The 26,095-nt window shown below is 32.6% G+C and carries 24 protein-coding genes; 8 read left to right on the plus strand and 16 right to left on the minus strand.

The window, feature by feature from the left end; translation table 11 throughout:
* Positions 1-76 precede the first annotated feature (76 nt).
* Positions 77-742 carry a hypothetical protein gene (locus tag WPG_RS14520; protein WP_144374489.1) on the minus strand — a complete coding sequence of 222 codons (666 nt, stop codon included), beginning with the start codon at positions 740-742 and terminating at the stop codon, positions 77-79.
* A gap of 233 nt (positions 743-975) precedes the next feature.
* On the opposite strand from WPG_RS14520, the gene WPG_RS14525 reads away from it, so the two are divergent.
* On the plus strand, positions 976-2,049 hold the full coding sequence (locus WPG_RS14525) for a DUF3667 domain-containing protein (protein ID WP_045473996.1): 1,074 nt from the start codon (positions 976-978) through the stop codon (positions 2,047-2,049).
* Between the two features lie 115 nt (positions 2,050-2,164).
* Here the strand turns inward: WPG_RS14525 and WPG_RS14530 are convergent, their stop codons facing one another.
* Positions 2,165-2,725, minus strand: a complete 561-nt coding sequence (locus WPG_RS14530; RefSeq protein WP_045473998.1) for a hypothetical protein — start codon at positions 2,723-2,725, stop codon at positions 2,165-2,167.
* A 1-nt stretch (position 2,726) separates the two neighbouring features.
* Complete coding sequence (uvrA, locus tag WPG_RS14535; RefSeq protein WP_045474000.1) at positions 2,727-5,516, minus strand: excinuclease ABC subunit UvrA; 2,790 nt, start codon at positions 5,514-5,516, stop codon at positions 2,727-2,729.
* A 232-nt stretch (positions 5,517-5,748) separates the two neighbouring features.
* Between uvrA and WPG_RS14540 the strand changes: the two genes are divergently transcribed.
* Both WPG_RS14540 and WPG_RS18255 read left to right on the plus strand, forming a co-directional pair.
* Positions 5,749-6,333, plus strand: coding sequence for an RNA polymerase sigma factor (locus tag WPG_RS14540; RefSeq protein ID WP_045474002.1), 585 nt, complete (start codon positions 5,749-5,751; stop codon positions 6,331-6,333).
* 57 nt (positions 6,334-6,390) lie between these two features.
* The gene (locus WPG_RS18255) at positions 6,391-6,534 is read left to right on the plus strand and encodes a hypothetical protein (RefSeq protein WP_171817192.1); all 144 of its coding nucleotides are present in this window, start codon (positions 6,391-6,393) and stop codon (positions 6,532-6,534) included.
* A gap of 26 nt (positions 6,535-6,560) precedes the next feature.
* Here WPG_RS18255 and WPG_RS14545 read toward each other — a convergent pair whose 3' ends face one another.
* Positions 6,561-7,112, minus strand: coding sequence for a hypothetical protein (locus WPG_RS14545; RefSeq protein ID WP_045474004.1), 552 nt, complete (start codon positions 7,110-7,112; stop codon positions 6,561-6,563).
* A gap of 47 nt (positions 7,113-7,159) precedes the next feature.
* Complete coding sequence (locus WPG_RS14550; protein WP_045474006.1) at positions 7,160-7,816, minus strand: endonuclease III domain-containing protein; 657 nt, start codon at positions 7,814-7,816, stop codon at positions 7,160-7,162.
* Positions 7,817-7,852: 36 nt separating this feature from the next.
* Between WPG_RS14550 and bcp the strand changes: the two genes are divergently transcribed.
* Entirely contained in the window at positions 7,853-8,308 is a 456-nt protein-coding gene (gene bcp, locus WPG_RS14555) for a thioredoxin-dependent thiol peroxidase (protein ID WP_045474011.1), read from the plus strand.
* A gap of 56 nt (positions 8,309-8,364) precedes the next feature.
* On the opposite strand, the gene WPG_RS14560 is transcribed toward bcp, so the two are convergent.
* On the minus strand, positions 8,365-9,825 hold the full coding sequence (locus tag WPG_RS14560) for a hypothetical protein (protein WP_045474012.1): 1,461 nt from the start codon (positions 9,823-9,825) through the stop codon (positions 8,365-8,367).
* A gap of 90 nt (positions 9,826-9,915) precedes the next feature.
* On the opposite strand from WPG_RS14560, the gene WPG_RS14565 reads away from it, so the two are divergent.
* Positions 9,916-10,677, plus strand: coding sequence for an MBL fold metallo-hydrolase (locus tag WPG_RS14565; protein ID WP_045474013.1), 762 nt, complete (start codon positions 9,916-9,918; stop codon positions 10,675-10,677).
* A 2-nt stretch (positions 10,678-10,679) separates the two neighbouring features.
* Positions 10,680-11,189 carry a hydrolase gene (locus WPG_RS14570; RefSeq protein ID WP_045474014.1) on the plus strand — a complete coding sequence of 170 codons (510 nt, stop codon included), beginning with the start codon at positions 10,680-10,682 and terminating at the stop codon, positions 11,187-11,189.
* On the opposite strand, the gene WPG_RS14575 is transcribed toward WPG_RS14570, so the two are convergent.
* From WPG_RS14575 to WPG_RS14595, 5 genes are all read right to left on the minus strand, one after another.
* Positions 11,186-11,833, minus strand: coding sequence for an alpha/beta hydrolase (locus WPG_RS14575; protein ID WP_045474015.1), 648 nt, complete (start codon positions 11,831-11,833; stop codon positions 11,186-11,188). The two genes, WPG_RS14570 and WPG_RS14575, sit on opposite strands and share 4 nt — an antisense overlap.
* Before the next feature lies 1 nt (position 11,834).
* Complete coding sequence (locus tag WPG_RS14580; protein ID WP_045474017.1) at positions 11,835-12,167, minus strand: membrane protein; 333 nt, start codon at positions 12,165-12,167, stop codon at positions 11,835-11,837.
* Complete coding sequence (locus tag WPG_RS14585) at positions 12,167-13,420, minus strand: dihydroorotase (RefSeq protein ID WP_045474019.1); 1,254 nt, start codon at positions 13,418-13,420, stop codon at positions 12,167-12,169. Before WPG_RS14585 ends, WPG_RS14580 begins: the two co-directional genes overlap by 1 nt.
* Positions 13,417-15,342, minus strand: coding sequence for a BatA domain-containing protein (locus WPG_RS14590; RefSeq protein WP_045474021.1), 1,926 nt, complete (start codon positions 15,340-15,342; stop codon positions 13,417-13,419). The genes WPG_RS14585 and WPG_RS14590 overlap by 4 nt, the downstream gene beginning before the upstream one ends.
* Positions 15,343-15,417: 75 nt before the next feature.
* On the minus strand, positions 15,418-16,425 hold the full coding sequence (locus WPG_RS14595) for a glycosyltransferase family 2 protein (RefSeq protein ID WP_045474023.1): 1,008 nt from the start codon (positions 16,423-16,425) through the stop codon (positions 15,418-15,420).
* An 85-nt stretch (positions 16,426-16,510) separates the two neighbouring features.
* Here WPG_RS14595 and WPG_RS14600 point away from each other — a divergent pair, with 85 nt between their 5' ends.
* The gene (locus WPG_RS14600) at positions 16,511-18,403 is read left to right on the plus strand and encodes a peptidase M61 (protein WP_045474025.1); all 1,893 of its coding nucleotides are present in this window, start codon (positions 16,511-16,513) and stop codon (positions 18,401-18,403) included.
* 87 nt (positions 18,404-18,490) lie between these two features.
* Here WPG_RS14600 and WPG_RS14605 read toward each other — a convergent pair whose 3' ends face one another.
* The 3 genes from WPG_RS14605 to WPG_RS14615 all read right to left on the minus strand — a co-directional run bounded on the left by WPG_RS14605 (position 18,491) and on the right by WPG_RS14615 (position 21,292).
* Entirely contained in the window at positions 18,491-19,978 is a 1,488-nt protein-coding gene (locus WPG_RS14605; RefSeq protein WP_045474027.1) for a S10 family peptidase, read from the minus strand.
* Positions 19,979-20,000: 22 nt separating this feature from the next.
* On the minus strand, positions 20,001-20,459 hold the full coding sequence (locus WPG_RS14610; RefSeq protein WP_045474029.1) for a VOC family protein: 459 nt from the start codon (positions 20,457-20,459) through the stop codon (positions 20,001-20,003).
* A 62-nt stretch (positions 20,460-20,521) separates the two neighbouring features.
* Positions 20,522-21,292 (minus strand): TIGR02757 family protein, encoded by a 771-nt coding sequence (locus WPG_RS14615; RefSeq protein WP_045474031.1) that lies wholly within the window; start codon positions 21,290-21,292, stop codon positions 20,522-20,524.
* Positions 21,293-21,980: 688 nt separating this feature from the next.
* Between WPG_RS14615 and WPG_RS14620 the strand changes: the two genes are divergently transcribed.
* Entirely contained in the window at positions 21,981-22,709 is a 729-nt protein-coding gene (locus tag WPG_RS14620) for a fibrobacter succinogenes major paralogous domain-containing protein (protein WP_045474033.1), read from the plus strand.
* A 76-nt stretch (positions 22,710-22,785) separates the two neighbouring features.
* Here the strand turns inward: WPG_RS14620 and WPG_RS14625 are convergent, their stop codons facing one another.
* Both WPG_RS14625 and WPG_RS14630 read right to left on the minus strand, forming a co-directional pair.
* Positions 22,786-23,166: a RidA family protein gene (locus WPG_RS14625; RefSeq protein WP_045474035.1), complete on the minus strand. Its 381-nt coding sequence runs from the start codon at positions 23,164-23,166 to the stop codon at positions 22,786-22,788.
* 116 nt (positions 23,167-23,282) lie between these two features.
* Complete coding sequence (locus WPG_RS14630; protein WP_045474037.1) at positions 23,283-26,048, minus strand: putative LPS assembly protein LptD; 2,766 nt, start codon at positions 26,046-26,048, stop codon at positions 23,283-23,285.
* Between the last annotated feature and the right edge of the window lie 47 nt (positions 26,049-26,095).

Raw genomic sequence — 26,095 nt, forward strand, 5'->3', positions numbered from 1 at the left:
AAGAAAAATCCCGAAGTTTTGGGGAAAACTCTCGGGATTCTAGGGTCTCAATATTTAGTTAGGCTAAAAAGAGATGTTAAGATTTATTTTTTTTCTGTTTTTTTACTTTTCCATTCTTTCGATAGTAGTAATAATCGTCATCATCATTCCAATCGTCATTCCAATCGTCATGCCAGTTATCATTATCAGAATAATCTAAGGCAAAACCTCGATTCCTAGAGTTTACAAAACCTCTAGTTCCAATAACTCTACCACGTCTATTATATTGAATTTTTAGGCCTCCAACTTGCTTCAGTTGACCTCTTCTGTAACTCATATATACAGATCCAATACGTTTAATTCTGCCATTTCTGTCATAGTTCACAAAAACATTACCGACGCGTCGAACACGTCCAAGTCTATCATGGGTTATAATCACATCTCTATCTCTTTTGTGATAAGTATGACCAGGTGCTCCGTGAGTTCTATTGGTGCTTCTTAGTGTCCTAGTATTTGGACGTCTGTAGTAATGATGATCACCTCCTGGTTCCGTTGAAAATACATCTGTATTAAAATCGAAACTACCATCTGAAAAGATTAGAAATTCTACACCACGTTCTACAAACACAATTGGCTGTGCATAACGATAGTGTGCATTGTTAAAATCTTCCCCATTTAAAACAGCATCTCCTGCTGTTGTTTTTGCTGTGGCTGATGTTATTCCTAATAACACCACTGCCAAAAAAAGTACTTGCCTTTTCATAATTTATAGGTTTTTAGATTTGCCTAGTCACTAACTCGTTTAGGACTTTTGGGCTTACGCTATTTGATTTTTAGAAAACCAATTAACGTGCCAAGATTATTAAACTGCTGTTATTTAGGTGTTTATGTTGATTTTAAATGATGCGCTTGTAACAATATTCAAAACCAATCTTCTAATAAGTAACCAGCAGTATTATAAATTTCAGTATTTTTATTGAAGACTAACCATCAGTTATGAGTACCAATCAAGTTAATTGCCAAAATTGTGAAAAACCTTTTGAAGAAGGTTTTGAGTTTTGCCCACATTGTGGACAAAAGACTAATGAAGATTTGACTATTGGTGTACTTTTCTATAACACCATTAGTAATTATTTTTCATTTGATGCTCGCTTTTTAAAGAGCTTTATTCCTTTAATGTTTAGGCCAGGTTATTTGGCTAAAGAGTTTATCAGAGGAAAGCGATTGATGTATTTGCATCCTGCACAGATGTACCTTTTTATATCAGTTGTATTTTTCTTTTTGTCTTCTTTTACTATTGCAGAATGGGAAAAGGAAGCAAATAAGATTGATGAAAAAATATCTAATGCAATACCTGTAGTTGATAAGGATGAAAAATCTCATATTAGTTTAGATTCCATAAAGAAGAAAGAATTATTAAATAATTTAAAGCAGAATGGACCAAAGTTTGGTTTAAATGATGAAGATCTAAGAAAAGCTGATTCTATTATTCAATCAGATACAAATAATACCGATTTCACCTGGGATTTTAATAAAGTTAAAGTTGATTCTTTAATTGCTGTAGGTGCTAATGAGGATATTATTTATAAAGAAATGGGTATGGCTGATGATGCAAGCTATTTTAAACGCAATATTGTTTATAGAGGTTTATTAAATTTAATTAAAGGTTCTGATTCTGGTGTAGGAAATATGTTGAGACGTGCATTTGATGCAATACCGATAACTATGTTTATTCTACTTCCTCTTTTCGCTTTAATACTAAAACTGTTTTACTTTAAAAGAGGGAGATATTCTTACCATTTAGTATTTACATTCTATTTTTTCTCTTTCTTATTCACATTATTTGCAATATTAATGGCAATTAATAGATTTATAATACCCATTAATGGATTTATTATAGCATTAATTGTATTATCTACCTTTTTCTATTTCTATTTAGCGTTATTAAAGTTTTATGGACGTCATTGGCTAACCACTTTAATAAAAAGTGGTGTAATTACCTTTATATTCTCAATACTTGTAATGATTTCATCAATATTTTTAATACTCTTTGGGATAATGAATGCTTAGAGTTTTTTGTACTTTAACCTTCAAAATTTATTGAAATAGAATGTTTTGAAGATTTTTTATGCCAAAGAGGAACATTAAGATACTCACTTAATAGCTCAGCATCATCTAATATCCCTTACAAATTGTTATGATCTATAACATGAATCCGCTTTAGGTCTTTTAAGACTAAATTTAATTCAAAACTATTCCGCTTAGCTTTAGATTTTACTTCTATAAGTTCTTCACCTAATACTTGTATCGCTAATATACCATTCAATGCGCATTTTTTATAGGCTAGTTGATATGGGAATAAAGGGAAACCTTTATAGTAGTAATTTGTAACTTTACTAAAAGTGTAATACTTTAAATTACCAAATACACTTGCTATAAGAGTTAAACTAAAGTAAGCAAACACTAGATAAAAAATAGAGCTATTTAACAAAAATTTGAAGGAGCCTTTTGTACTGTACATGTAAATTATGAATGTAATGTATGCAAGCGGTATACCAAAAAGAATAACTGTTTCAAAACCAAGTCTAGAGCTCGTTTTAAAACATAAATTATTAGTTCTTGTTTTATCTAGAAAATGAGTTTCGTAGTTTGGTCCACCACGATTTAATAGATATGTTGATACTTTTTTTCTGGCATTTTCTCTAGCCTCAATCACTTCTTTATGAAATCCTTTTGGAAGTTCCATGTTATAGTTTTTCTAGAAGATATTTACCAGTAACAGATTTCTTATCCTTTACAATTTCTTCTGGAGTACCAGCTGCAACTAATTGCCCACCATTTTTGCCACCTTCTGGACCTAAATCTATAATATAATCAGCACATCTAATTAAATCAATATTGTGCTCAATAACTATAATAGAATGTCCTTTTGCAATTAATGCATGTAATGATTTTAATAACTTCTTAATATCATGAAAATGTAAACCAGTAGTTGGTTCATCAAAAATAAAAAGTGCATTATTATTTTTACTTCCTTTTCCTAAAAATGTTGCCAACTTTATACGTTGTGCTTCACCACCAGAAAGGGTAGAAGAGGACTGACCTAAGGTGACATAACCTAAACCTACATCTTGTAATGGTTGTAGTTTGTTTTCAATTTTAGTTTGCCCATTTATTTTAAAGAAGTCTATAGCATCATCTATAGTTAAATTAAGAATATCATCTATGGATTTACCTTCAAAATTAACTTCAAGAACTTCTTTCTTAAAGCGTTTCCCACCACAAGTATCGCAAGTTAAATGCACATCTGCCATAAACTGCATTTCTATAGTAACTTCGCCTTCACCTTTACAAGTCTCACAACGTCCACCATCTACATTGAAGCTAAAATGCTTAGCAGCATAATTTCTTATTTTGCTTAATTTTTGAGAGGCAAATAAAGCTCTAATATCATCATAGGCCTTTATGTATGTCACAGGGTTTGAGCGTGATGACCGTCCAATAGGATTTTGATCCACAAATTCTACATGCTGCACAATACTGTGATTACCTTTCATTTCGGTAAACTGACCAGCTTTATCACTAAATCCAGTTAACTTTTTTTGTATTGCAGGGAATAATATTTTCTTCACTAAAGTACTTTTTCCACTACCAGATACACCAGTAATAACGGTAAGCATCTCTAATGGAAATGTTACATCAATATTTTTCAGATTGTTTTCACGAGCACCAACAATATCGATTTGATACTTGGAAGTTCGTCGTTTTTTAGGCACTTCAATTTCTAACTGACCATTTAAGTATTTCGCCGTTAAAGTATCCGAAACTAAAATGTCTTTAAAATCACCAACGGCAACAACGTTGCCTCCAAAAGTTCCTGCTTCTGGTCCAATATCAATAATCTCATCTGCCGCTTTCATAATGTCTTCATCATGCTCAACAACAATAACCGTATTGCCTAAATCTCGTAATGACTTTAAAACATTGATTAAACGCTCAGTATCTTTTGGATGAAGGCCAATACTTGGCTCGTCTAATATATACATTGAGCCAACGAGACTACTACCAAGAGAAGTTGCTAAGTTTATACGTTGACTTTCACCACCAGATAAGGTGTTAGATTTACGGTTTAAGGTTAAATAATTTAAACCAACATTAGATAAAAATTCTAAACGTGTATTAATTTCTGTAAGAAGACGTTTTGCGATTTTAGTATCATATGCATTGAGTTTTAAATTATTGAAGAACTGAGATAATTCATCTAAAGGTAAATCTACTAAATCAGTAATAGTAGCATCATTTATCTTAACATAGCTAGCTTCTTCTCTTAACCTTTTTCCTTTACAAACATTGCATTTTGTTTTACCACGATAGCGCGAAAGCATTACACGATTTTGAATCTTGTATGCTTTAGATTCTAATTCTGAAAAGAAACTATCTAGACCTTCAAAATACTGATTGCCTTTCCAGATAAGTGCTTTATGCTCATCATTTAGTTCAAAAAAAGGTTTGTGAATAGGGAAATCAAATTTATGAGAGTTATTGACCAGTTGATCTCTATACCAGCTCATACTTTCACCTCTCCATGGAAAAATTGCGTTCTCGTATACTGATAAAGCTGTATTTGGTATTACCAAATCCTCATCTATACCTATAACATCACCATAACCTTCACATTTAGGACAAGCTCCATAAGGATTATTAAAGCTAAATAGGTGTGCGTTTGGCTCTAGAAACACCATATTGTCTAACTCAAACTTATTATTGAATACACGTTGTTTATTATCTGATAACGATTCTATAATACAAGTGCCAACACCTTCAAAAAATGCTGTTTCTATGGCATCTGCCAAACGGTTAATAAAATCTTCATCATTTTTAAATACAATTCTATCGACAACAATGAAAAGATTTTTGTCAGATTTTATCTTTGTTTTTAGGGCATCATCAATTCTTAAAACCTCATTTTTTATTTTAATACGTGCATAACCCTGTTGTTGTAGTGTTTGTAATTTATTTTCTACACTCCTACCTTCTTCTAAGATAATTGGAGATAATAATAAGAGCTTAGAACCTTCTTCAAAATTTGTGATATGCTCAAGAACATCTTTGGTTCTATGCTTTTTTACTAAATCTCCAGAAATAGGAGAGTAGGTTTTGCCGATTCTAGCGAATAATAATTTTAGATAATCATAAATTTCTGTAGTTGTACCAACAGTTGAACGTGGATTTGTGGAATTCACTTTTTGTTCAATAGCAATAGCTGGTGCAATACCTTTAATATAATCTACTTTTGGTTTATTAAGTCGTCCTAAAAACTGACGTGCATAACTCGAAAGGCTTTCTACATAACGCCTCTGGCCCTCTGCATATAAGGTGTCAAAGGCTAAACTAGACTTCCCTGAACCAGATAAACCAGTAATAACTACTAATTTATTTCTAGGAATTACAACATCAATATTTTTTAGGTTGTGCAATTTCGCACCTTTAATAATGATGTTTTCCTTTGGGTTAACGTCTAAAACAGTAGTACTCATGGGTTATTGTAGATATCTAAGTTTGCAAAGATACTATATCTATTTTATCTATTAAAGGAACATTTTATCCGATTAAATGTTAAATTTTTGCATTAAATGTTGTTTTTGTGGAATGATTGTTGTTATATTTACCACATAATCATTTAAAAAACAACCGCGTATAGCATAATATTACTTTAGAAAATTTAACCCCTTGTTAAGAAGTCCGCTTCTTACTACTAAGAGTAATATTATGAAAAAAGAACTTATCCAAGATGCAGAGTTGGTTAGCAACTACATTAAAGGAGACGAAGGATCACTTTCAATCCTAATTAAAAGGCACAAGCAAAGAATCTACAGCTTTATTTATTCTAAAGTTTATGATAGAGATATTACTGAAGACGTATTTCAGGATACTTTTATTAAAGTGATTAGAACACTAAAAAGAGGTAAATATAATGAAGAAGGTAAATTTTTACCTTGGGTAATGCGTATTGCACATAACCTAGTTATAGATCATTTTAGAAAGAACAGTCGCATGCCTAAGTTTGATAATGCAGGTGAATTTAGTATTTTTTCTGTGCTAAGTGACTCAAGTCTTAATGCAGAGAAGAGTATGATTAAAGATCAAGTAGAATCTGATGTTAGACGCGTTATAGAAGAGTTACCTGAAGATCAAAAACAAGTCTTGTTAATGCGTATGTACCAAGATATGAGTTTTAAAGAAATCTCTGAGCGTACAGGTGTAAGTATCAATACAGCATTAGGACGCATGCGTTATGCACTTATTAATATGCGTAAGGTTATTGAGCAAAATAATATCGTTTTAACAAATTGATACAATAAAATGTATTGAGTTACGTTAAAGTCTTAGAAATAATTATAAATTGTTAATATGGCAAAAATTTACTCTAAGAAAACCCCAAAAAATGACAACCTAATACCAAAAGATGAAACTGTGAGTTTCCTTTTGAATTATTCTAAGGCTTTAAGTGTTATAAATTATAATAAATTGAAGTTTGAAGCACTTCTAAATTAGTTTTAAAGAATCCTGATGTAAAAGCATCAGGATTTTTTTGCTAATAATAATTCTTCATAATTCTGAGTGCTTAAATACTCTTGCTTTAGGTCTTTTAAATATTGAATAATTGATGATTTCTTTGGATGATTGTCTAATAAACAATTTCTTACATCTTCATCGTATACAGTTATAATAAGATACCAATGCCCTTTTCTAGAACTGTAATTATCTTCAAACACTGTTAACCCAGCTTTTTCACTTAAAACTAAATCGACTAAGGCTAGACCAATATTTGCCGTTTCATCATCTTTTCCAACTTCATGATACGATAAGTAAAAGGTTTCTCCATTTAGTTGAAATGGTGTGTTTAATCCAACATCATTATTATTTAGATCATATTTCTTATTGATGTAATAGTAGAATTCATCAGCGTTTTTTGGGTCTTTAAAAATGAAAGATGTTTCTCTTGGAAGTTTTCTTTGAAACTTCTTGGCGACCATTATTTTATAATCTTGCTTCTTAAATTTTGGAGCAACTTTTACAGGAATGCACGATGTAATTGCAAAAAAAACAAGTAAAACGGTTAGTTTTTTCATTGTTGATAGGTTTCTTTCCTATGTAACAATAATCAAGCCAAAACCCTTTAATTCTTTTTTTTATAATAATCATCTAAGACTGATTTCCTTCCTATAGTTTTAGTGATAATGTCCTTTTCTAAATCCCAACCACGAGCAGGTGAATATTCTCTTCCATACCAAATAATTTGAAGGTGTAAATCGTTCCATAGCTGTTCTGGAAATAAACGCTTGGCATCTTTTTCGGTTTGAACTACATTTTTACCATTGGTAAGGTTCCAACGATACATTAGACGATGAATATGAGTATCTACTGGAAATGCAGGAATACCAAAAGCTTGTGATAACACCACAGCAGCTGTTTTATGTCCTACCGCTGGTAATTCTTCTAAGTCCTCATAAGTTTTTGGGACCTCACCATTGTGTTTATCAATTAATATGTGAGATAAACCATGAATCCCTTTGCTTTTCATTGGAGATAATCCAACAGGTTTGATGATTTCTCTAATTTCTTCAACGCTTAGTTTAATCATGTCGTAAGGGTTATCAGCACGTTCAAATAATAAGGGTGTAATTTGATTAACTCTTACATCGGTACTTTGGGCAGACATTAGTACAGCTATTAATAAAGTATATGGATCTTTATGCTCTAAAGGAATAGGGATTTCTGGATATAATTGATTTAACGTATTTATAACAAACTTAACCTTTTCTTGCTTAGTCATTTCGTTGTATTTTTACAAAAACAAATTTAAGCAATTATGACGCATTTAAAAGTAGGTGATAAGGCACCAAATTTTTCAGCAAAGGACCAAGATGGAAATGCTATTTCATTATTAGATTATAAAGGAAAAAAATTAGTGGTTTTCTTTTATCCTAAAGCAAGTACACCTGGATGTACTGTAGAGGCTTGTAACTTAAACGATAATTACGATAGATTTAAAGCCCAAGGCTATGAAATCTTAGGAGTTAGTGCTGATAGTGCTAAGCGACAGTCTAATTTTAAAAATAAATATGGATTTCAATATCCTTTATTAGCTGATGAAGATAAAGCCGTTATTGAAGCTTTTGGAGTTTGGGGACCTAAAAAGTTTATGGGTAAAGAATATGATGGTATTCATAGAACAACCTTTATCATTGATGAGAATGGTGTTTTAGAGGATGTTATTACTAAGGTAAAAACTAAAACGCATACAGATCAAATTCTTACGGATTAGAAATTTATAAAAATAAAAAATGCGACTAACTAGGTCGCATTTTTTATTTTTCTTTTTTAGTTTAAATTTTTATGCATTACCTCTTCAGATTCACAACCAAATAAACTTTTCTCTTTAATTAATTTAGCAACACCTTCAGGCAACATTGTTTCCCAACCAGTCTCACCATTTGCAATCATTTTCAATACTGTTCTTGAGAATACAGATAGGTTTGATGTGTCAAAATCAGTAATATCGACAACTTTACCGTTGTATTTAAAGAACTTATATAGCTCTTTCATTCGTGGATGCACTTTAAGATTTTCACTTGTTGTTAAGCTACCATCTTTATTTTCCATTGGGTAAAGGTAAACACGTAAATCTTTATAGAATAGTTTTCCAAAGGCTTCAAGAATTCCACCACTTAAATGGCGATAGTACTTCTCATCAAAAATATCAATTAAGTTATTTACACCCATCGCAAGTCCCATTCTTGCTCTAGAATATTGAGAGAAGTATTCCACAAGTTTGTAATACTCTTGGAAATTTGAGATTAATACAGTTTGACCTAAAGAACATAGTAATTTTGCACGATCCATAAAATCTTGCTCATCAATTTCACCTTCCGCTCTTAGGTTAGATAAGGTAATTTCAAAAATTACTTGCGTCTTTTCTTTATCAACTTTATTCTCTTTTATGAACATTTCGTAAGATTTCTCAAACATGTCCATATTCACTTTAGTAACAGGTCTAAAACTTCCTCTAAGTGTTAAGATATTTCTTTTGTAAAGCACACGAGCAGGTAAAACATTATTACCATCTGGTGCAAACATAACAGCGTCTGTCATTCCGTTTTTAACCAGTTGTAAACTCATCAAACGGTTGTCTACGTCTTTAAATACTGGTCCAGAAAAATTAATAGTATCAATTTCTAACTGATCTTGGTCTAAATGATCGTATAAATAACGCAATAATTTTCTTGGTTGATTGTATTTGTAAAAAGCACCATAAATAAGATTAGTACCTAATTTACCTAAAGTTTCTTGCTGTAATCGCGCATCAGTCTCTTTAAAACGAATGTGTAATACAATATCGTTATACTCTTGACCTGGTGCTACTTGATATTTAATACCAACCCAACCATGACCTTTGTATTTTTTTGCAAAATCTATAGTAGCAACTGTATTTGCATAAGAGAAGAACATTTTATTAGGATGTTTGTCTCTTGTAATACGATGCTCTATTAAATTGACTTCGTGATTTAACATTTTACGAAGTCTAGCTTCAGTTACATAGCGTTTATCATCTTCAATGCCATAGATAGCATCACTAAAATCCTTATCATAAGCCGACATAGCTTTTGCTATGGTTCCAGAACCACCACCAGCTCTAAAAAATTGACGAACCGTTTCTTGTCCTGCACCAATTTCGGCAAAAGTTCCATAGATATCAGCATTAAGATTAATACGTAAGGCTTTATCTTTTAATGAGGGAATATTTTCAATATCCGCATCTCCTTTATACGTTATGTCCTTCATAGGATCTGGGTTTATAGCATTTAAGCAAAGGTATCAAATTACTATTGCAAACAAAAAAATAAGCTTATTTTTGTTTGAAAGGAAATTCGTTTGAAAATTACATTTTTAGGTACTGGGACATCGCAAGGAATTCCAATTATTGGAAGTGAACATCCTGTATGTTTAAGTGACAATTCAAAGGATAAAAGACTACGTGTTTCTATATTGGTAGAATGGGATGATTACACTTTTGTTGTGGATTGCGGCCCAGATTTTAGGCAGCAAATGCTAAGAGCAAAAGTTGAAAAACTTGATGGAGTAATTTTTACACATGAGCACGCTGATCACACCATGGGTTTGGATGACATAAGACCTTTTTTCTTTAAACAAGGTGACATTCCACTTTTTGCACACAGACGGGTTTTTAAGGCGCTAGCAAAGCGATTTGACTATATTTTTACAACTGCAGATAAGTATCCAGGTGTACCAAGTGTTATAGAGCATGAGGTTATAAACCAACCTTTTAAAGCTGGTAACTTGAACATTACGCCTATTGATGGTCTACATCATAAGCTTCAAGTATTTGGTTATCGCTTCAAAGATTTTGCTTATCTCACAGATATGAAGACGATAGCTGATGAAGAGATGGTGAAATTGAAAGATCTCGACGTTTTAGTTGTAAATGCTTTGCGTGTGAAACCACATATCTCACATTTTAATCTAGAAGAGGCTCTAGCTTTTATAGAAAAAGTACAGCCAAAACGTGCGTACTTAACGCATATTAGTCATCATTTAGGATTTCATGACGAGGTGCAACAAAAATTACCAAAAAACGTTTTTTTAGCATACGATAACTTACAAATTACCATTTAGATATGAAGAGTAGAATTTTTATGTACTTGTTTATTTTTTCAATATTGCTTGTTATTTTTCAATATGTAAATTCTAAAAACATTATCGATAAATATGAAGAAGACATCACAAAGTATAAATCTAAATTTGCAGAAAGTGAAAAGACTATTGCTGCTTTAGAAGAGCAAAATTTTGATTTGAATTACTTCAATATAGATCGTAATGATAATGCCTTAGATTACTTTGTTGCTCAAGGCTATAATACAGATGAGTTGATTTCAGCAATCACCGAAGGCCTTTATAACATGAATAACTATGAAGGGGAAGATCATCCTATTGTACCTTATGTGTCTATGACAGGTTCTAAATTATTGATTAATAAAATTAGAATTATGAATCATAAATGGATTGCAGCTAATTTTACGGATGGTGAATTTTGGGGAGAAATATTTTTAACCTATTCTATTGATGAGAACAATGATTTAAAATATAAATTGGTGGAGTACTTTATGTATCCTAAGATTAATATTTAAATATTTTTAACCAACCAATCTTTTAAGTCGTAAAAATTTTGTGGAGCTACTCCGTGTCCAACGGGATACTCTTTATATATATGGTTAATCTCCATAGATTCTAAAAGATTAGGAGCTTTTCTTGCCCAATCCACAGGAATCACCTGATCTACTGAACCATGGGAACAAAAGAAATTGAGATGTAATACATCCTTATTATCAATACGTTCTGGTAAAATGTCTTCATTAATATAACCACTTAGTGCAATTATATTCTTTACTTTCTTGGGATATGTTAGAGCAACGATATAGCTCAAAATAGTACCTTGGCTAAACCCTAGAAGTGTAACGTTATTTGAGTCTATTGCATAGGTGTTACTCGCGTAATCAATAAATTCAGAAATTAAATCTACAGATTGTTTCGCTTGCACATTATCGTTCCACTTCCCTTTTTCAGAATCAAAATTTATAGCGTACCATGCATTTCCGTAGGGTTGCATTGGATAAGGAGCTCTTAATGAAATGATCATTAACTCTTCTGGTAATTCAGAAGCAAAAGAGAATAAGTCATTCTCGTCACTTCCATAACCATGGCACATAATTAAAAGTGGAGCATTTTCTTTTAAAGACGAAGGCCTAGTAATATAATGTAAATTGGTGGACATATTATTGACCTAGAGATTTAAACAACTTTTGGAACAAATCACCTAGCATAGGTATTTTATTTAATTTCCCAGTAATTGCACCAAAAATGCCATAAAGAAATAATACTGAAAAGAAGATCCAGAAAGACATACTTACCATCATACTATCCAAACTACTTACTATATAACCAATAGCAATATAAAGAAGTCCTAAGCCAAGTGCTTGTCTTACATGAAATGTGGTAAACGTGTTGCGTTTCTCCTGATTCATAAAAAAGGCTATCAATGTTCCAATAAGTGTCAAGTAGGCTACTAATGCCAGTGTTTTACCTTCTTCTACTGTATTTTGATTCATTATTTTAAAACAATTTTGTTGTTAGCGATTATACCATAAGTCTCGCCTTTCAATGTTCTATTTAAAAATGCACTATTTTTAGATCTAGACGTAATATGAGATTTACTAAACTCGTATGTCGTCTCAGGGTTAAATAGACTTAAATCTGCATTTTCTCCTTCGTTAATTGAGGTCTCAACTATCCCGTATCTAGTTCTTCCTTGTGTTAAAAGACTAATTGCTTTTTTAGTTGTAAATATAGTTTGAAGCGCACCAAAAGCAGATTCAAATCCAATAGTTCCGTACTTAGCATAATCAAATTCTATCTTTTTGTCTTCAATGTCTATTGGATTATGATCAGTGGTCACCATGTCGATAGTGCCATCTTTTAGCCCTTCAATTAGTGCATTACAATCGTTTTGAGTTCGTAATGGTGGAAGTACTTTGTATCTAGTATCAAAACCTTCTAAGCTATCATCAGTAAGGATTAAATTATGAATAGCTACACTACACGTTACATTTAGTTTATTCTTCTTAGCGGCTCTTATTAATTCAACAGATTTAGCTGTAGATATAGTAGGAATATGTAGTTTACCTTCCGTGTATTCTAATAAAAATAAATCTCTTGTAACTTGAAGTTCTTCAGCCAATGTTGGATTTCCTTTCAAGCCAAGTTTAGTGCTATTAATATGTTCATTTGCAACACCACTTCCAGATATTTTAGATTCTTGGGGAAATGAGCAAACCAAACCATCAAAATTGCTTGCATATTGTAAAGCAATTTTCATAAGATTAGGATTAGAAATAGGCTTTTGATAATCATAAAATGCAACAGCACCAGCATTCATCATATCGTATAACTCTGCCAAATCTTTACTATCACTTCCTTTTGTAAGTGCACCAATTGGGTATAAACTCACCGCATTATCATTAGCCTTAGATTTTACAAAAGTAATGTCAGCATAGCTGTCAATTACTGGGTTTGAGTTAGCATTAAGTGCTACAGCTGTAAAGCCAGAACAAGCAGCAGTTTTTAAGCCATTACTAATAATTTCTCTTTCCTCATAACCAGGTTCTCCCAAAGACACACTACTATCAAACCAACCTTGAGATACATGCAGGTTATCTAGCTTTATCTCTCTGTAATTTTTGGGATTAGAAATGCGCTTAGAAATCTTAGCAATACGACCTTTTTCAATTAAAATATCAACCGTTTCATTGTGAAAATCACTTTTAGAATCAACGATGGTTGCAGATTTTATGAGTGCGTTCATTTAAGATATTTTAGAAGTAGTATTTCAATAATTAAAAATACTAGGGCAAAAATAACAAACCATTTCCATAACGCATTAATAGTTGTGCTACTTTTTATAGTATTAATTGTTGCTTCTAAACTAGAGTCTGTTGTAACAGTATCTAAAGTGCTTAAATCATAATAATTTAGACGACTTTCATTTCGATTAAAATTAAAACTTAAATTCTGTAGAGCAGTATTCTTATTCATTACATTAAGAATACCAGCCGTATTGGGAAAATCTTCAGTTTCTAATACAACCGCTTTGCTATATGTTTTTTGCAAAGGAATTACCGATGTTGCTTCAGAGTTTAAAGTTAAGATATCATCTTGTCCTATTGATGTTTGAATAGCTATAGAATTAGGTTTGCCAATTGTATAATATAATTTTGAAAGCTTAAGACTTTGCAACCCAATATTATAAAGTACCGGAATTATTAATTGTGAATTTTTAAAGTTTGAATTAGTGTTGTTTAAAGCTGAAGAAAAAGCAAAAAACTTATCATTACCAACTAAAAAGGGAGTGCCATCTTCATAGGATAATACACTATTAGAATTTGAAGAAAAACGATAAGATATATCAACATTTGGGTATTGAAAATTAGTCACTTTAGAATAAAATGTATTTACTAAAAGTGGGTGGTCATAGTTGATAGAAGTTATACGTGTTTTAGAAGTAATAATAGTATTATATATCGATATTAAATTATTTTTAAATAGTTGATTATAAGATTCTAAAGATATTTTACTTGAAGGTATTATTAAGATGCTGCCACCATCTTTTTTAAATGTATTTAATGCAGTTTGAAGCGCAGAAGAGACTTCCTCAATTTCGTTGAGAACAATTAAATTTTGATTAGGAATTAAGTTGAAATTAAGTGTACTGAGATTAAAGCTTTTAAAATCAAATTCATCTTCAGTATAGATGCGTTTTAGAAACGAGTCGTCAGTGTTATTATTAATAGCTAAGACTTTAATTTTTAGTTTCTCATTAATATTAAAATAGAACGTATTATCATATTGTAAACCTGCATCGTCAATAATTAATTTCCCATTAATCACTGAATTATTTGGTATAGTAAAAGAAGCTTCAGTTTCCTTATTAACAGTGACAGAATTTTTAGCTAATAGCTCATCATTATTAAATAATGAAATGGATACATTGTCAATAGGTGCAGACTGATTAGATAAGGATACATTAATATCTAAAGTCTTGGCAGATGTATTAGAAATATAAAGACTATCAATACTAATATTAGATGATAAGTTTGATTTTGGCTGTACTAACCTTAATTGTAAGGTACTATCTGCTTCAAAACTTAAAGGATTTGAATTTTGCTGAAAGTCTGACACCAGAATTAAGTTCTTTGTAGAGCCACCATTTTTAGAGAATAATTGTTTGCCTTTTAAGTAAGCTGCTTCATAGTTTAATTGTGAAGGCGAATGAGATAATTGAATTAAATCATTCTTTAATGCTTTTACGGTTGTATTTCTGTAGGTATCGTCATTAGTAAAGAAACTAATGGTTTCGTCTTCTGGCAGTGTATTAATAATGTCTTGAATAGCTTCATTGAGTAATGTTCCATTACTTCCTTTAGCCTGCATGCTAAAGGAATTATCTAAATAAATCACAGTTTCCTGAACCTCATTAAAGTCATCAGTATTCGGAATAAAAGGTTGCGCAAATGCAATGATTGCACATGCAAGTAAGAGCATACGCGATATTAAAGTCAACCATTTTTTTAGTTGAGAACTTTTTCTTGTCTGTAGTTTTACAGATTTTAAAAATTTTACGTTGGTAAATTGAACCTTCTGAAAACGCCGTAACTGAAATAAATGAATGAGAATAGGAATGACCAGTAAAAATAAAGCGTAAAGTAATTCTGGGTGTTTAAACTGCATTCCTTTTTTGTAGACTTATAATTAAATCAAATATAGAAAATGCAAAGCGATAACTGCATTTTGGTTTTGAGAATTTTAACAGAAAAAGAAATAATCAATCATCGATCGCATGTTCTGATTCTTAAAGTAAAGCTTAATGTCTTCTTGTGCTTGCTCATTTGCAACAGTCACTATACTTTGCGGATGATTGAGTTCTGTTAAATAATCGAAATTTAATAGCTCTTGGTCATAGATGTGCTTCCCAATTTTCTTTGGGTTGTCACAGATCCAATAAAAAGGGATTTCTAACTGAATCAAAATTTTGGAGAGCGTTTTCCCTTTAGTTCCAGCTCCCCAAATAGCTAATGGACGAGATGCATCATAATTTAAATCTAGAAAGTAATGCACTTTTAAATCTAAAAATGAATTTTCTGCATAATGCACATGAGTTCTTGAAGTTCTTGTATTATAATCGCGCCAATGGACTAGAACATCATTGCAAGGAATACAAGTATAACCAGCTTTGTAAAACCGAAACGCTAAGTCGTAATCTTCAGGATAACGAGCAGGATTAAAGCCATCACAAGCTTCAAAATCATCACGATGGAGCATCCAACATGGCGAAGGAATTACACATTCTTTATAGATTTCAGAATAGTTGCTTCCTGTTTTTGTCAATCGGTTGAGCCATTTTTCATAACGTGCAAAGCCATCACTCAAACCATCAGCTCTAAAATATTTAACCTGTCCAACGGCAAGACGCATTTTGCCATGTTTCTTAAGATTATTAAGCATCAATTTTAATCGGTTAGGTGTCATAATATCATCACTATCCATTCTAGTAATGTATTCACCTTTGCAACGCTTGTATGCCGTTTGCAACGCGCTAATAATTCCAGAGTTATTGTTTTTAAGAGGTTTTATACGATTATCTTGTTTAGAAAAGGTTTTAACAATGGTATAGGAGGTGTCATCAGAATTATCATCAACAAAAATAGCTTCCCAATTTGTATAGCTCTGTTTTAAAATAGATTCCATACATTCGGCAATATATTCTTCTGTGTTCTTAAAAGGCACTAAAATGCTAATGAGAGGTTGTGACATGGTGCGAATTTAACAAAACCTTTAGATTTTAAGGGGTAACACATTGTAGATTTGCAAGACTAGTAAAAAAACTAAAATTTTAAACATGAAAAATTATATAGCCATTCTAGGCTTGAGCGTAATTTTGGTAGGTTGTGGACCAACAAAACCAAAAGTGGATGATTTGGCAATTAGTAACCCAATTGAAACAGCGATAGATTTAACAGCAGTAGTAGATGATAAAGTGCCAGTAACTATCAATCCTGGTCGTTTTACTTTAGAAACTCTAACCTACAGATTACCAAGAATTGTCCAAGGAACTTATTCTATAAGCGATTTTGGAAAATATATAGATGATTTTAAAGCTTTGGATTATGATGGAAATGAAATGGCTTTCACTAAAATTGATAGCAATACATGGACAGTTCCTAATGGAACTAAATTAGATAAGATTCAATACTATGTAAATGATACGTTTGATATTGAATCTACTGGTGGAATAGGTGGCGAGCAACCATTTTCTCCGGCAGGAACTAACATAGAAGAAGATAACTATGTTTTAAATCTACATGGATTTATTGGTTATTTCGATTCTTTAAAGAACAACCAATACGCTTTAGATGTTACTGCACCAGCTGCATTTATTAGAACTTCAGCTTTAGAGGATAAGGGAATGAAGGCAAGTGAAGATGGAACAACGATTACTAGCAGTTATTTTGCACAGCGTTACTTCGATATTACTGATAACCCAATGATGTATGGTAAATTAGATGTTGAAGAATTTATGGTTGGTGATATTAAAATTGTGTTGAGTGTATACTCACCAAATAAAGTGCATACAGCTGCAAGTCAAAAAGAGACTGTTTATAAAATGATGCAAGCCCAGAAAGAATATTTAGGTGATGTAAACACAACACCAAGGTATGATATTTACTTATACTTATCTGATGGTTCTGAGACTGCGCCTAAGGGAATGGGTGCTTTAGAGCACCATACTTCTACGGTAGTTGTATTGCCTGAATCTTCTAGTAAAGAAGGTTTGGCCGCATCAATTGTAGATGTCGTAGCGCATGAGTTTTTTCATATAGTAACACCGCTTTCTGTACATTCTGAAGATGTGCATTACTTTGACTATAACAAACCAACATTCTCAAAACATTTATGGATGTATGAAGGTGTAACAGAGTATTTTGCACAACATTTTCAAGTGTATGAAGGTTTAGTAGATAATCAAGCTTTTTATAATACTATAATGTCTAAAATAGCGACTTCTAAAAATTTAGATGATGCGATGAGTTTCACTATAATGAGTGAAAATGTATTAGATGATCCATATGATAAGCAATATTATAATGTTTATATGAAAGGTGCTTTGATAGGCATGTGTATTGATATTTTAATGAGAAAAGAAAGTGATGGCAACAGAAGTATGTTGTCTTTAATGAAAGAGCTATCTGCAAAATATGGAAAAGAAAAGCCCTTTGTAGATGATAATCTCATTGCTGAAATTACTGCAATGACATACCCAAGTGTAGGAGAGTTTTTAATGACACATGTAGAAGGAGATATACCAATTAATTATAACAATTTCTTTACAATGGCAGGTTTAACTTTAGGAGAATCTGAAGTGGCTACTAACTATATCTTCGCTGGTGGACAAAATATTATTTTTGATGCAGACCAAGAAAAGGGTTTAATTAAGTTTTCGCCTATGGCAATAAAGAATTCGTTTTGGAAATCTCAAGGTATCCAAGCGGGTGATATTATTAAAAAGGTAAATGGTGCTGATTTAACATTAGCAAATGCACAGCAGGTTGTTGGTGGTATGTTTGGATGGCAAGAAGGTCAGGAAATTACTATGGATATAGAACGTAATGGTGAGCCAATGAAAATTGAAACTAAATTAACCAAAGCCACTGCGTTGAGTGAATCTTTAGTTGAATCCGAATATGCTACTGATGCTCAAAAGGCTACTAGAAGAGCTTGGTTAAAAGGGTAAAATTTTCTTAGTTTATTATAAAATATGAGGCTTCCAATTAGGAAGCCTTATTTATTTTCTTAGGTAATTAGTGTCTCTATAAGCTTATTAATACTTTGCTGATTTTCCTTTAGGAAGAGAGCTTTCAATAAAATCTCTTAAATCATCATTAGCTTTAATAAGGTCTTCATTTCTTAAGTACATCATGTGTCCACTTCTGTAACCTTTAAAAGACATGCGATCTTTCATTTTGCCACTAGGATCTATTTGCCATTGTGAGTATTTAGCAGAGAAATAAGTAGTTGCTCCATCGTAATAACCAGATTGTGTCATTATTTTTAAGTATGGGTTCTGTGCCATGGCTTGTCTAAGGTTTTCTCTAGTATTGTCATTAGTTCTGTCCCAATTACCAACATTACCAAACACATTATACTTTACATCAGTTTTAAAGCCTAATTCGTTTCTTACATAATAGTTAATAGCGGGCGTAAAGGAATGTAACCAAGAAGTCAATTCTGCACTATAGTCTGGACTTGTACCAGTTTCTACCTTGTCTATACCAATATATCTTGAATCTAAACGACCAATAGTCTCACCAGTTGAGTCGCGTAGAAGTTCTTTCCAGAAGAAACGATTTGGAACATCTAAATTTTGTTGTGCAATTACTTTTTCAGACAAGCCAGAATAATAGCTCATTTTACTCACAAGACCTTCTTTTTCATAATCTGAAATAGAACCTCCTTTAGCAAGTGCAGGCATTAATCTGTTGATAGCAAAATCCTCGGCTTCAGGCAGTATCTCTAATAAGTCTTTAGATTGTAATCGCGGAGGTAACATCTTGTGATACCAAGCAGCTGCAGTATAGTATGGTAAATTTAAACTCGATGATAATGGTCCACCAACACGTAATACTTTATAATCAGCTGGTGATACCATAATAACTCCATTAAGGTACATCCATTGTCTGTTCTGAAGCTCTAGAGATAAACCCATAACACGCGTTCCACCATAGCTCTCACCAATAATATATTTTGGTGATTCCCATCGGTTATGACGTGTGGTAAAGGTATTCATCCAACTTGCTAAATATTTAATGTCTGCATTAACACCAAAGAACAATTTGTCATCTGGCATTTTACCATCAGCACCTGCAACCTTTCTAGAGAAACCTGTATTTACGGGGTTTATAAATACAATATCTGCAACATCTAAAATAGAATTAGGATTATCCTTTACACCATAAGGTTGCACAGGATATCCTTCATCATCAATTTTTAAAATCTTAGGACCAGTGTAAGCAATATGCATCCATACGGAAGCAGAACCGGGTCCACCATTAAACGAATAGATGATAGGTCTGTTATTTCCTTTAGCATCATTAGTGCGTTTGTAATATGTGTAATATAAAGAGGCAATCATTTTACCTTCTGCATCCCAAACCGGTTGAAAACCAGTTTCTGCTTTATAATTCACTTGTTTTCCCTTTATAGTTACAGAACCATTAGTAATATAAGTTGTATCCACAGGAATTTTTAGATCTTGTGAAAAACTAAAGGCAAAGCAAAGTGTAAGGAGTAGTGTGAAACGAAATTTCATATTGTATATATTAAGTTAGGTGTTATATTGTTTCTTGTTGCGCTTTCCATTCTTCGTAGGAAAGAATAGTTTTTACGGGTTTTGATTCTCCTTCTAAAAGACCTATAAACTCTAGGTCGTGTCCATCAGGATCGCTAAAATAAATTGCTATAGCTGGCATCCAAGCAAATACCATTGGTCTTTCTGTGCCATCGTTTAAGAAATTCCAGAAGTTTAATTTTTTGTCTTTTAAAAAGTTAACAGACTCGTTGAGTATCCAATCAGGATCACATTGAAAAGCAAAATGTCTAATATCTATTTCATCTTTAGGTTTTTCCCATAAACCAAGCATTTGTTGCTTAGGTTGACCTATCCAAAAAAAGGCTGTGCGTCTATCGTCGCGTTTACGGCAAAGTTCTAAACCCAATACATTAGAATAAAAGTCTATTGAGCGCTCAAGGTTCTCTACAAATAAGTGCGTTTCATAAAGTCCTTTAATCATGTTATGGTCTTAATTTATAATCTGTTTACCGATGCTTAAAGATACAGAATTGAAACGTAATTTTAGAAGCCTTCAAAAACACCTAAACCAAATAAAGCAAAATCATACTTTACAGGATCATTTGGGTCTAATCGTCGCAATGCTTTATCTAATTCTACTAAGGCTTTGCCGTCATTTTGTTTACGTTTTAGAAGTCCAAGTTTGCGTGCAACGTTTCCAGAATGCACATCTAATGGGCAACTCAATTGAGAAGGCGAGAGGCTTTTCCAAATGCCAAAATCTACACCATTTTTATCGTTACGTACCATCCAACGGAGATACATGTTAATACGTTTGGCTGCAGAGTTTTTAAGCGGATCACTTACATGTTTTTTGGTACGCTCTAAATGAGGTACTTCAAAGAAAATGGTTTTAAACTCATGGATACTTTGTTGAAGTGAAGCTGTCTTAGCATGCATAGAAAATACAGCTTCTAGTCCATTATGTGTTTTATAAATATGTTGCAAGCTTTTAATAAACTGCATAAAATCGTCACTGTTAAACGTGCGATGTACAAAACCTTGTAAACGCTCTAAATCAGAGTCTTGATGCTGTGTAATAAACTCAAAAGGGGAGTGGTCTAATAGCTCCATCATTTTATTAGCATTATTAATAATGCTTTTACGATTTCCCCAAGCTATAGTAGCGGTTAAAAAGCCAGCAATTTCTATATCTTCTTTTTTAGAAAACTGATGTGGTATTTGTATCGGATCACTCTCAATAAATTTTGGATTATTATAGAGTTCTACTTTAGAGTCTAAGAAGTCTTTTAGTTCTGCTTTTTTGAGTTTCAAGGTAAAAAATAGTTTAGTAAGTAAAAATAAGAGAACTTTTCTTTAAAATTACGTAGTTCTACGTATTGACTTTCTAACTTAGAAAAACGAACTTCGCTTAACATACGATATCTTCAATTCTAACTGACCATATCTAAGTGTTGGTATTTAATTGCCTACGGCACGTAGAATCGCGTTTTCCAAACGCTGCCCTTCTACTAATTACATACCAACGCCCACTGTTTGTCGCACCTCGCCAATTTTATGTATATTTAGTCGAGTCTACGAGAACTCCGAAGGATACTACACACAACAGCGTGTATAGCTAATGAGGCGCAACAATGGCTTTCCGTGAGGCGCGCCTCACTGCGCCATACACAGTGGGCGTAAAGCGCAATACCTACCAAAAGTATATCATCACATTTTTTTAAAATTAATTTAGTTTTCATTTAGGAGAATTAAGACTTCAGTTGTTATATATATAACATGTGAAACTTAATATGATTCTATTTGCTCAAAATCTTGTTAGTCTTGATTTAGTCGAGAGAATTGCTATGAAAAAGAGCTATTAAGTTTTAGGGTTGATTAAATGTTAGTTAGTATAGTGGTTTGTGAAAACAAGCCACTATTTTTTGTTTAAAATATGATGAGTTTTAAGGAGAATTAAAAGCTGGGTTGTTCTATATAAAAACACAATAACGATCCTTTTATGAAACAATTACTCCAATTTACACTAATTAGCTTAGCTGCCGTATTATTTATAAACTGTTCTGATGATACTGATGATAATAGTCAACAGCAGCTAAGAACAGTTACAGATATAGATGGTAATGTTTATAATACTATAGTGATTGGTAACCAAACCTGGATGTTAGAAAATTTAAAGGTTACTACTTTCAAAGACGGTACACCAATTACACAATTCACATTTGCCGAGCATGGCAATAATTGGGGAAGTTTAAATAACCAAGACGCATTTTATCAATATGCAAATACAGACGATTTAAATAATGCTGTAGATTTTGATATGCCTTTCGAATATTATGGTGCTATGTATAATCATTTTGCAATAGAAAGCGGGAAATTAGCACCAGAAGGTTGGAGAATTCCTTCGGCACAAGACTTTATGGAACTGGAAAACTATTTTGCCACTAATGGTTTTTCGGGTAATGAAGCTACAGCATTAAAATCTACTACTGGTTGGTTTGCTTCTAGTGGAAATGGTACTGATGCTATTGGCTTTAATGGTTTGCCAAACGGTTATGTGAGTACACCTGGAACACCAACATTTGCTGAAGGTATTTGTACTTGGGCCACTTCAGATTTTAATGCTACAAACGCGACAAGAACTGCGGTACAATTATTTGATCAAGAGACTATTTTGTATAGTAATAATGCGATACAAATAGGTGCTGGCGTTCGCTGTATAAAAAATTAACTATGTTTTTAGGGTTGATTGGTTGGTAAAAGGCGGCTTGTTCAAGACCAAGTCGCTTTTTCATTTTATATAAATATTACTTTACAGCAATCATACTAATCTCAACATTTACAAACTTTGGTAAGTTAGCAACTTCTACAGTTTCTCTTGCTGGTGCAGTATCTTCATTAAAATATTGCCCATACACTTCATTAATTTGCGAGAAATTATTCATATCGCTAATAAAGATTGAAGTTTTAAAAACATTTTCAAACGTCATATCTGCAGCAGCTAAAACGGCTTTCATGTTTTCCATTACTTGCTTGGTTTCGGTTTTTATATCATCTAAAACCAATTCCATAGTGTCTGGATGTAAAGCGATTTGACCAGACGTATATAAAGTATTACCTACCAAAACTGCTTGATTGTATGGTCCTATTGGTGCAGGTGCTTTTGAAGTGTTGATTATTTTTTTCACGTGTGCTGAATTTATTTCAGTATCTCATCCTGCAACAGCAGAAATATTAATAAGATTATAGTTCAAATTTAGTTTATTTTTTCAAAAGAAAAGAGTGTATCTATTGCATAGAGAAATTAATTTCCAACAGAACGATCTGGCTGAAGACGTTGATCGTATTTTAAATCTTTTAATAAATTAGAGGAGATACCAATAAAGAAATTCCAAGACGAACGATCACTGAAAGGAACCCAAGTAAAATTCATACGCCAACTTAATAAATCGCGTTCAAAACGTAATTGTGTAAAAGTGAAACCTTGGTTTAAAAAGTCGTATCCAGAAGATGCACCAACGCTCCATTTTGGAGATAGTTCTACATCGCCAGAAAACATTAAAGAATGTGATGATATTTGATCTTCTCGTTTGGTATTTGTATAATTTGCTGCATAGGCCAGACGCACATTCCATGGCATTTTATAATTATACCATTCATTGTTATCTTCCTTATCATCTTTCTTTTTATCCTTATCTGTAAGTCGCCGATCAGCAAAGTCTTGCGTTTTTCCAAAAAGCCCATCGGTTCGTCCACCAGACCTTGCTGCTTCTTGAGCAGAGGATTTGTCATCATCAGATTCTTCACCAGAAAAACTCTCGTTAGATAGGGTATAACTCATATTAATATTAGCTGAAGTTAAACGAAATAAACTTCCTCCATTATCTATATTAAATGTATTTATGATATTGTTATTGCTGTCTAATGCGTATGGATTCAGCGTCATACCAAAATTTATGCTCATCTTTTTATTAAGAATCTGCGTACCACCATTAATACGAACAGGACTCCAGTTTAAAGAATCTGCAGCAATATCATAGGCTGTTGAAAAGTTGAGGTTGTTTAGTATAAATATTTTTTCAGATTCGGTTTTTGTAGAATCTTTAGAGCGCACTTTTGCTTCAATATTATTTCCAATAGAAAGACCAACACTACTCGAATAACGATTACCTGGTCTTCCGAATAGAGAGTTTTCAAATCGTGTATACTCTTCAGTAGTTGTGCCATCTGCATCTATGACATCGTAGGTTTCGTAATATTGATCAAAAGATGGATTTATAGAATAACTTATCGAAGGTCGCATCACATGACGTATAGCTTGTATTTTTGGGTCTTTTCCTTCTTTCTCAAAGTTAAACATTCCGTACAAGGTAGTACCAAGACTCGCACTCATATTATAGGTTAGAAAACGGTCAAAACCATTTTGGTTGAGTGTAACCACTTCGTCATTAGCTTGGTCATAGAAACGACGAATGGTTTTTAAGGTCCAAGTTTCTTCAAAATTGGCACTAACACTAGCACTAAAATGATCAAATACTTTAAAATTAGTTGTTACAGGTATACTATGGCGCATTCCGGCTATAGCATCATCAAACATTTCACTTTTTCCGAATAATGAATCTGTAGTTTGAATGCGATATTCTCCTCTTGTATTTACTTGAAAGTTAACATTCTGAATGGCTCCTTTTTTGGCACCAGATTTTGGAGCAAAAGGATACACTCTAGTCATGGACGCTTGCATGGTTGGCAAGGTTAAATTAATCGCTTCCGTATTTGTATTTTGGTTATGAGTAGCTGTAAGGCTTAAGTTAACAGAAGGTTCTCCTTGAAAAGTTTTAGAATACGATACAGAAGAGGCTAAAGTGTTATTTAGGAAATTAGCCTGATTCAATTGATTAACCGATTGCTGATAATAATTACTACTACCTAAGTTAACAGAAGCAGAGAATCTAGAGTTAGGATTTGCTTTTGCATCTTGGCTATGCGACCATCTAAGGTTATAAATTGTACTCTGGGCAAAGTCAGGGAAACCACGTTCGCTATTTAATAAATTTTCATATCTAAAGCTCAGATTACCTCTAAAACTGTAACGCTTTGCATAATTACTTTCTAATCGTAACCCATAACTTCCGTTGGTGTAATAATCACCAAGTACTGCTAAATCCAAATAATCGCTAATGGCAAAGTAATAACCACCATTTTGCAAAAAGTAACCTCTATCATTTCCTGTGTCTTCACCAAAAGATGGAAATATAATACCAGAGGTTTGCTTATCGGACATTGGGAAAAATGCAAATGGAAGTGCGATAGGAGTGGGCACACCATAGATTTCCATATAGGTAGGACCAACAATGACTTTTTTACCTGGAACTAATTTCATTTTAGAAGTGATGAACTGATATTCTGGATCATCCTCATCCTCAGCAGTGGTAAAACGCCCTTTTCTCATAAAGTAAACCGAGTCGTTTTCTTTTTTTGTTAGTGGCGCACGTACTTTAAAACCCGATTGTTCTGTTCTAGAATTGTAGACTAAAGCCTTTTTACTATCCGTGTTAAAAATGATTGAATCTGGTTCAATAACATTAGCACCTTGTTTAAATACAGGACGTTGTGAATAGCCAGTAGAATCTTTTAATCGACCTGCATATACTAAGTTCTTACTATAGTCTATCACAATTACACCTGCTTTAATTTCCATGTCTTGGTATAAGACTTCTGCTTCGTTGTATAAATATATTTTTTGTTTTTTCTGATTTATAGAAACATAATCTGTTGCTTTATATGTTACTATATCTTGAAGAAACTCATTCTTTTTAATAGAATCTTGTTTTGTAGAGTCAACTACTTTTGTGCTTAAGGGTCTATTAAGAAGTGTATTTGAGGAAATTGTTTTAGTATCCTTTATTGGTTTTATAGGAATTGAACCTTCCTTTTTAGGTAATTCTTGTGCTAAGCTAAACGTGTTGATAAGCACTGTAAAACTCAAGGCAAAAAGTATGTGTAAGCTGTTTGTACGCAATGCTTTTAAATGTATTTTTGTAAAAGTATGGCTCGGTTTTTGAAACGCCAAAAGTACAGTTATTTTTTTGTGAATAATTTATTAATACAATAAAGTTA

Source organism: Winogradskyella sp. PG-2, from assembly GCF_000828715.1.
GTDB lineage: Bacteria > Bacteroidota > Bacteroidia > Flavobacteriales > Flavobacteriaceae > Winogradskyella.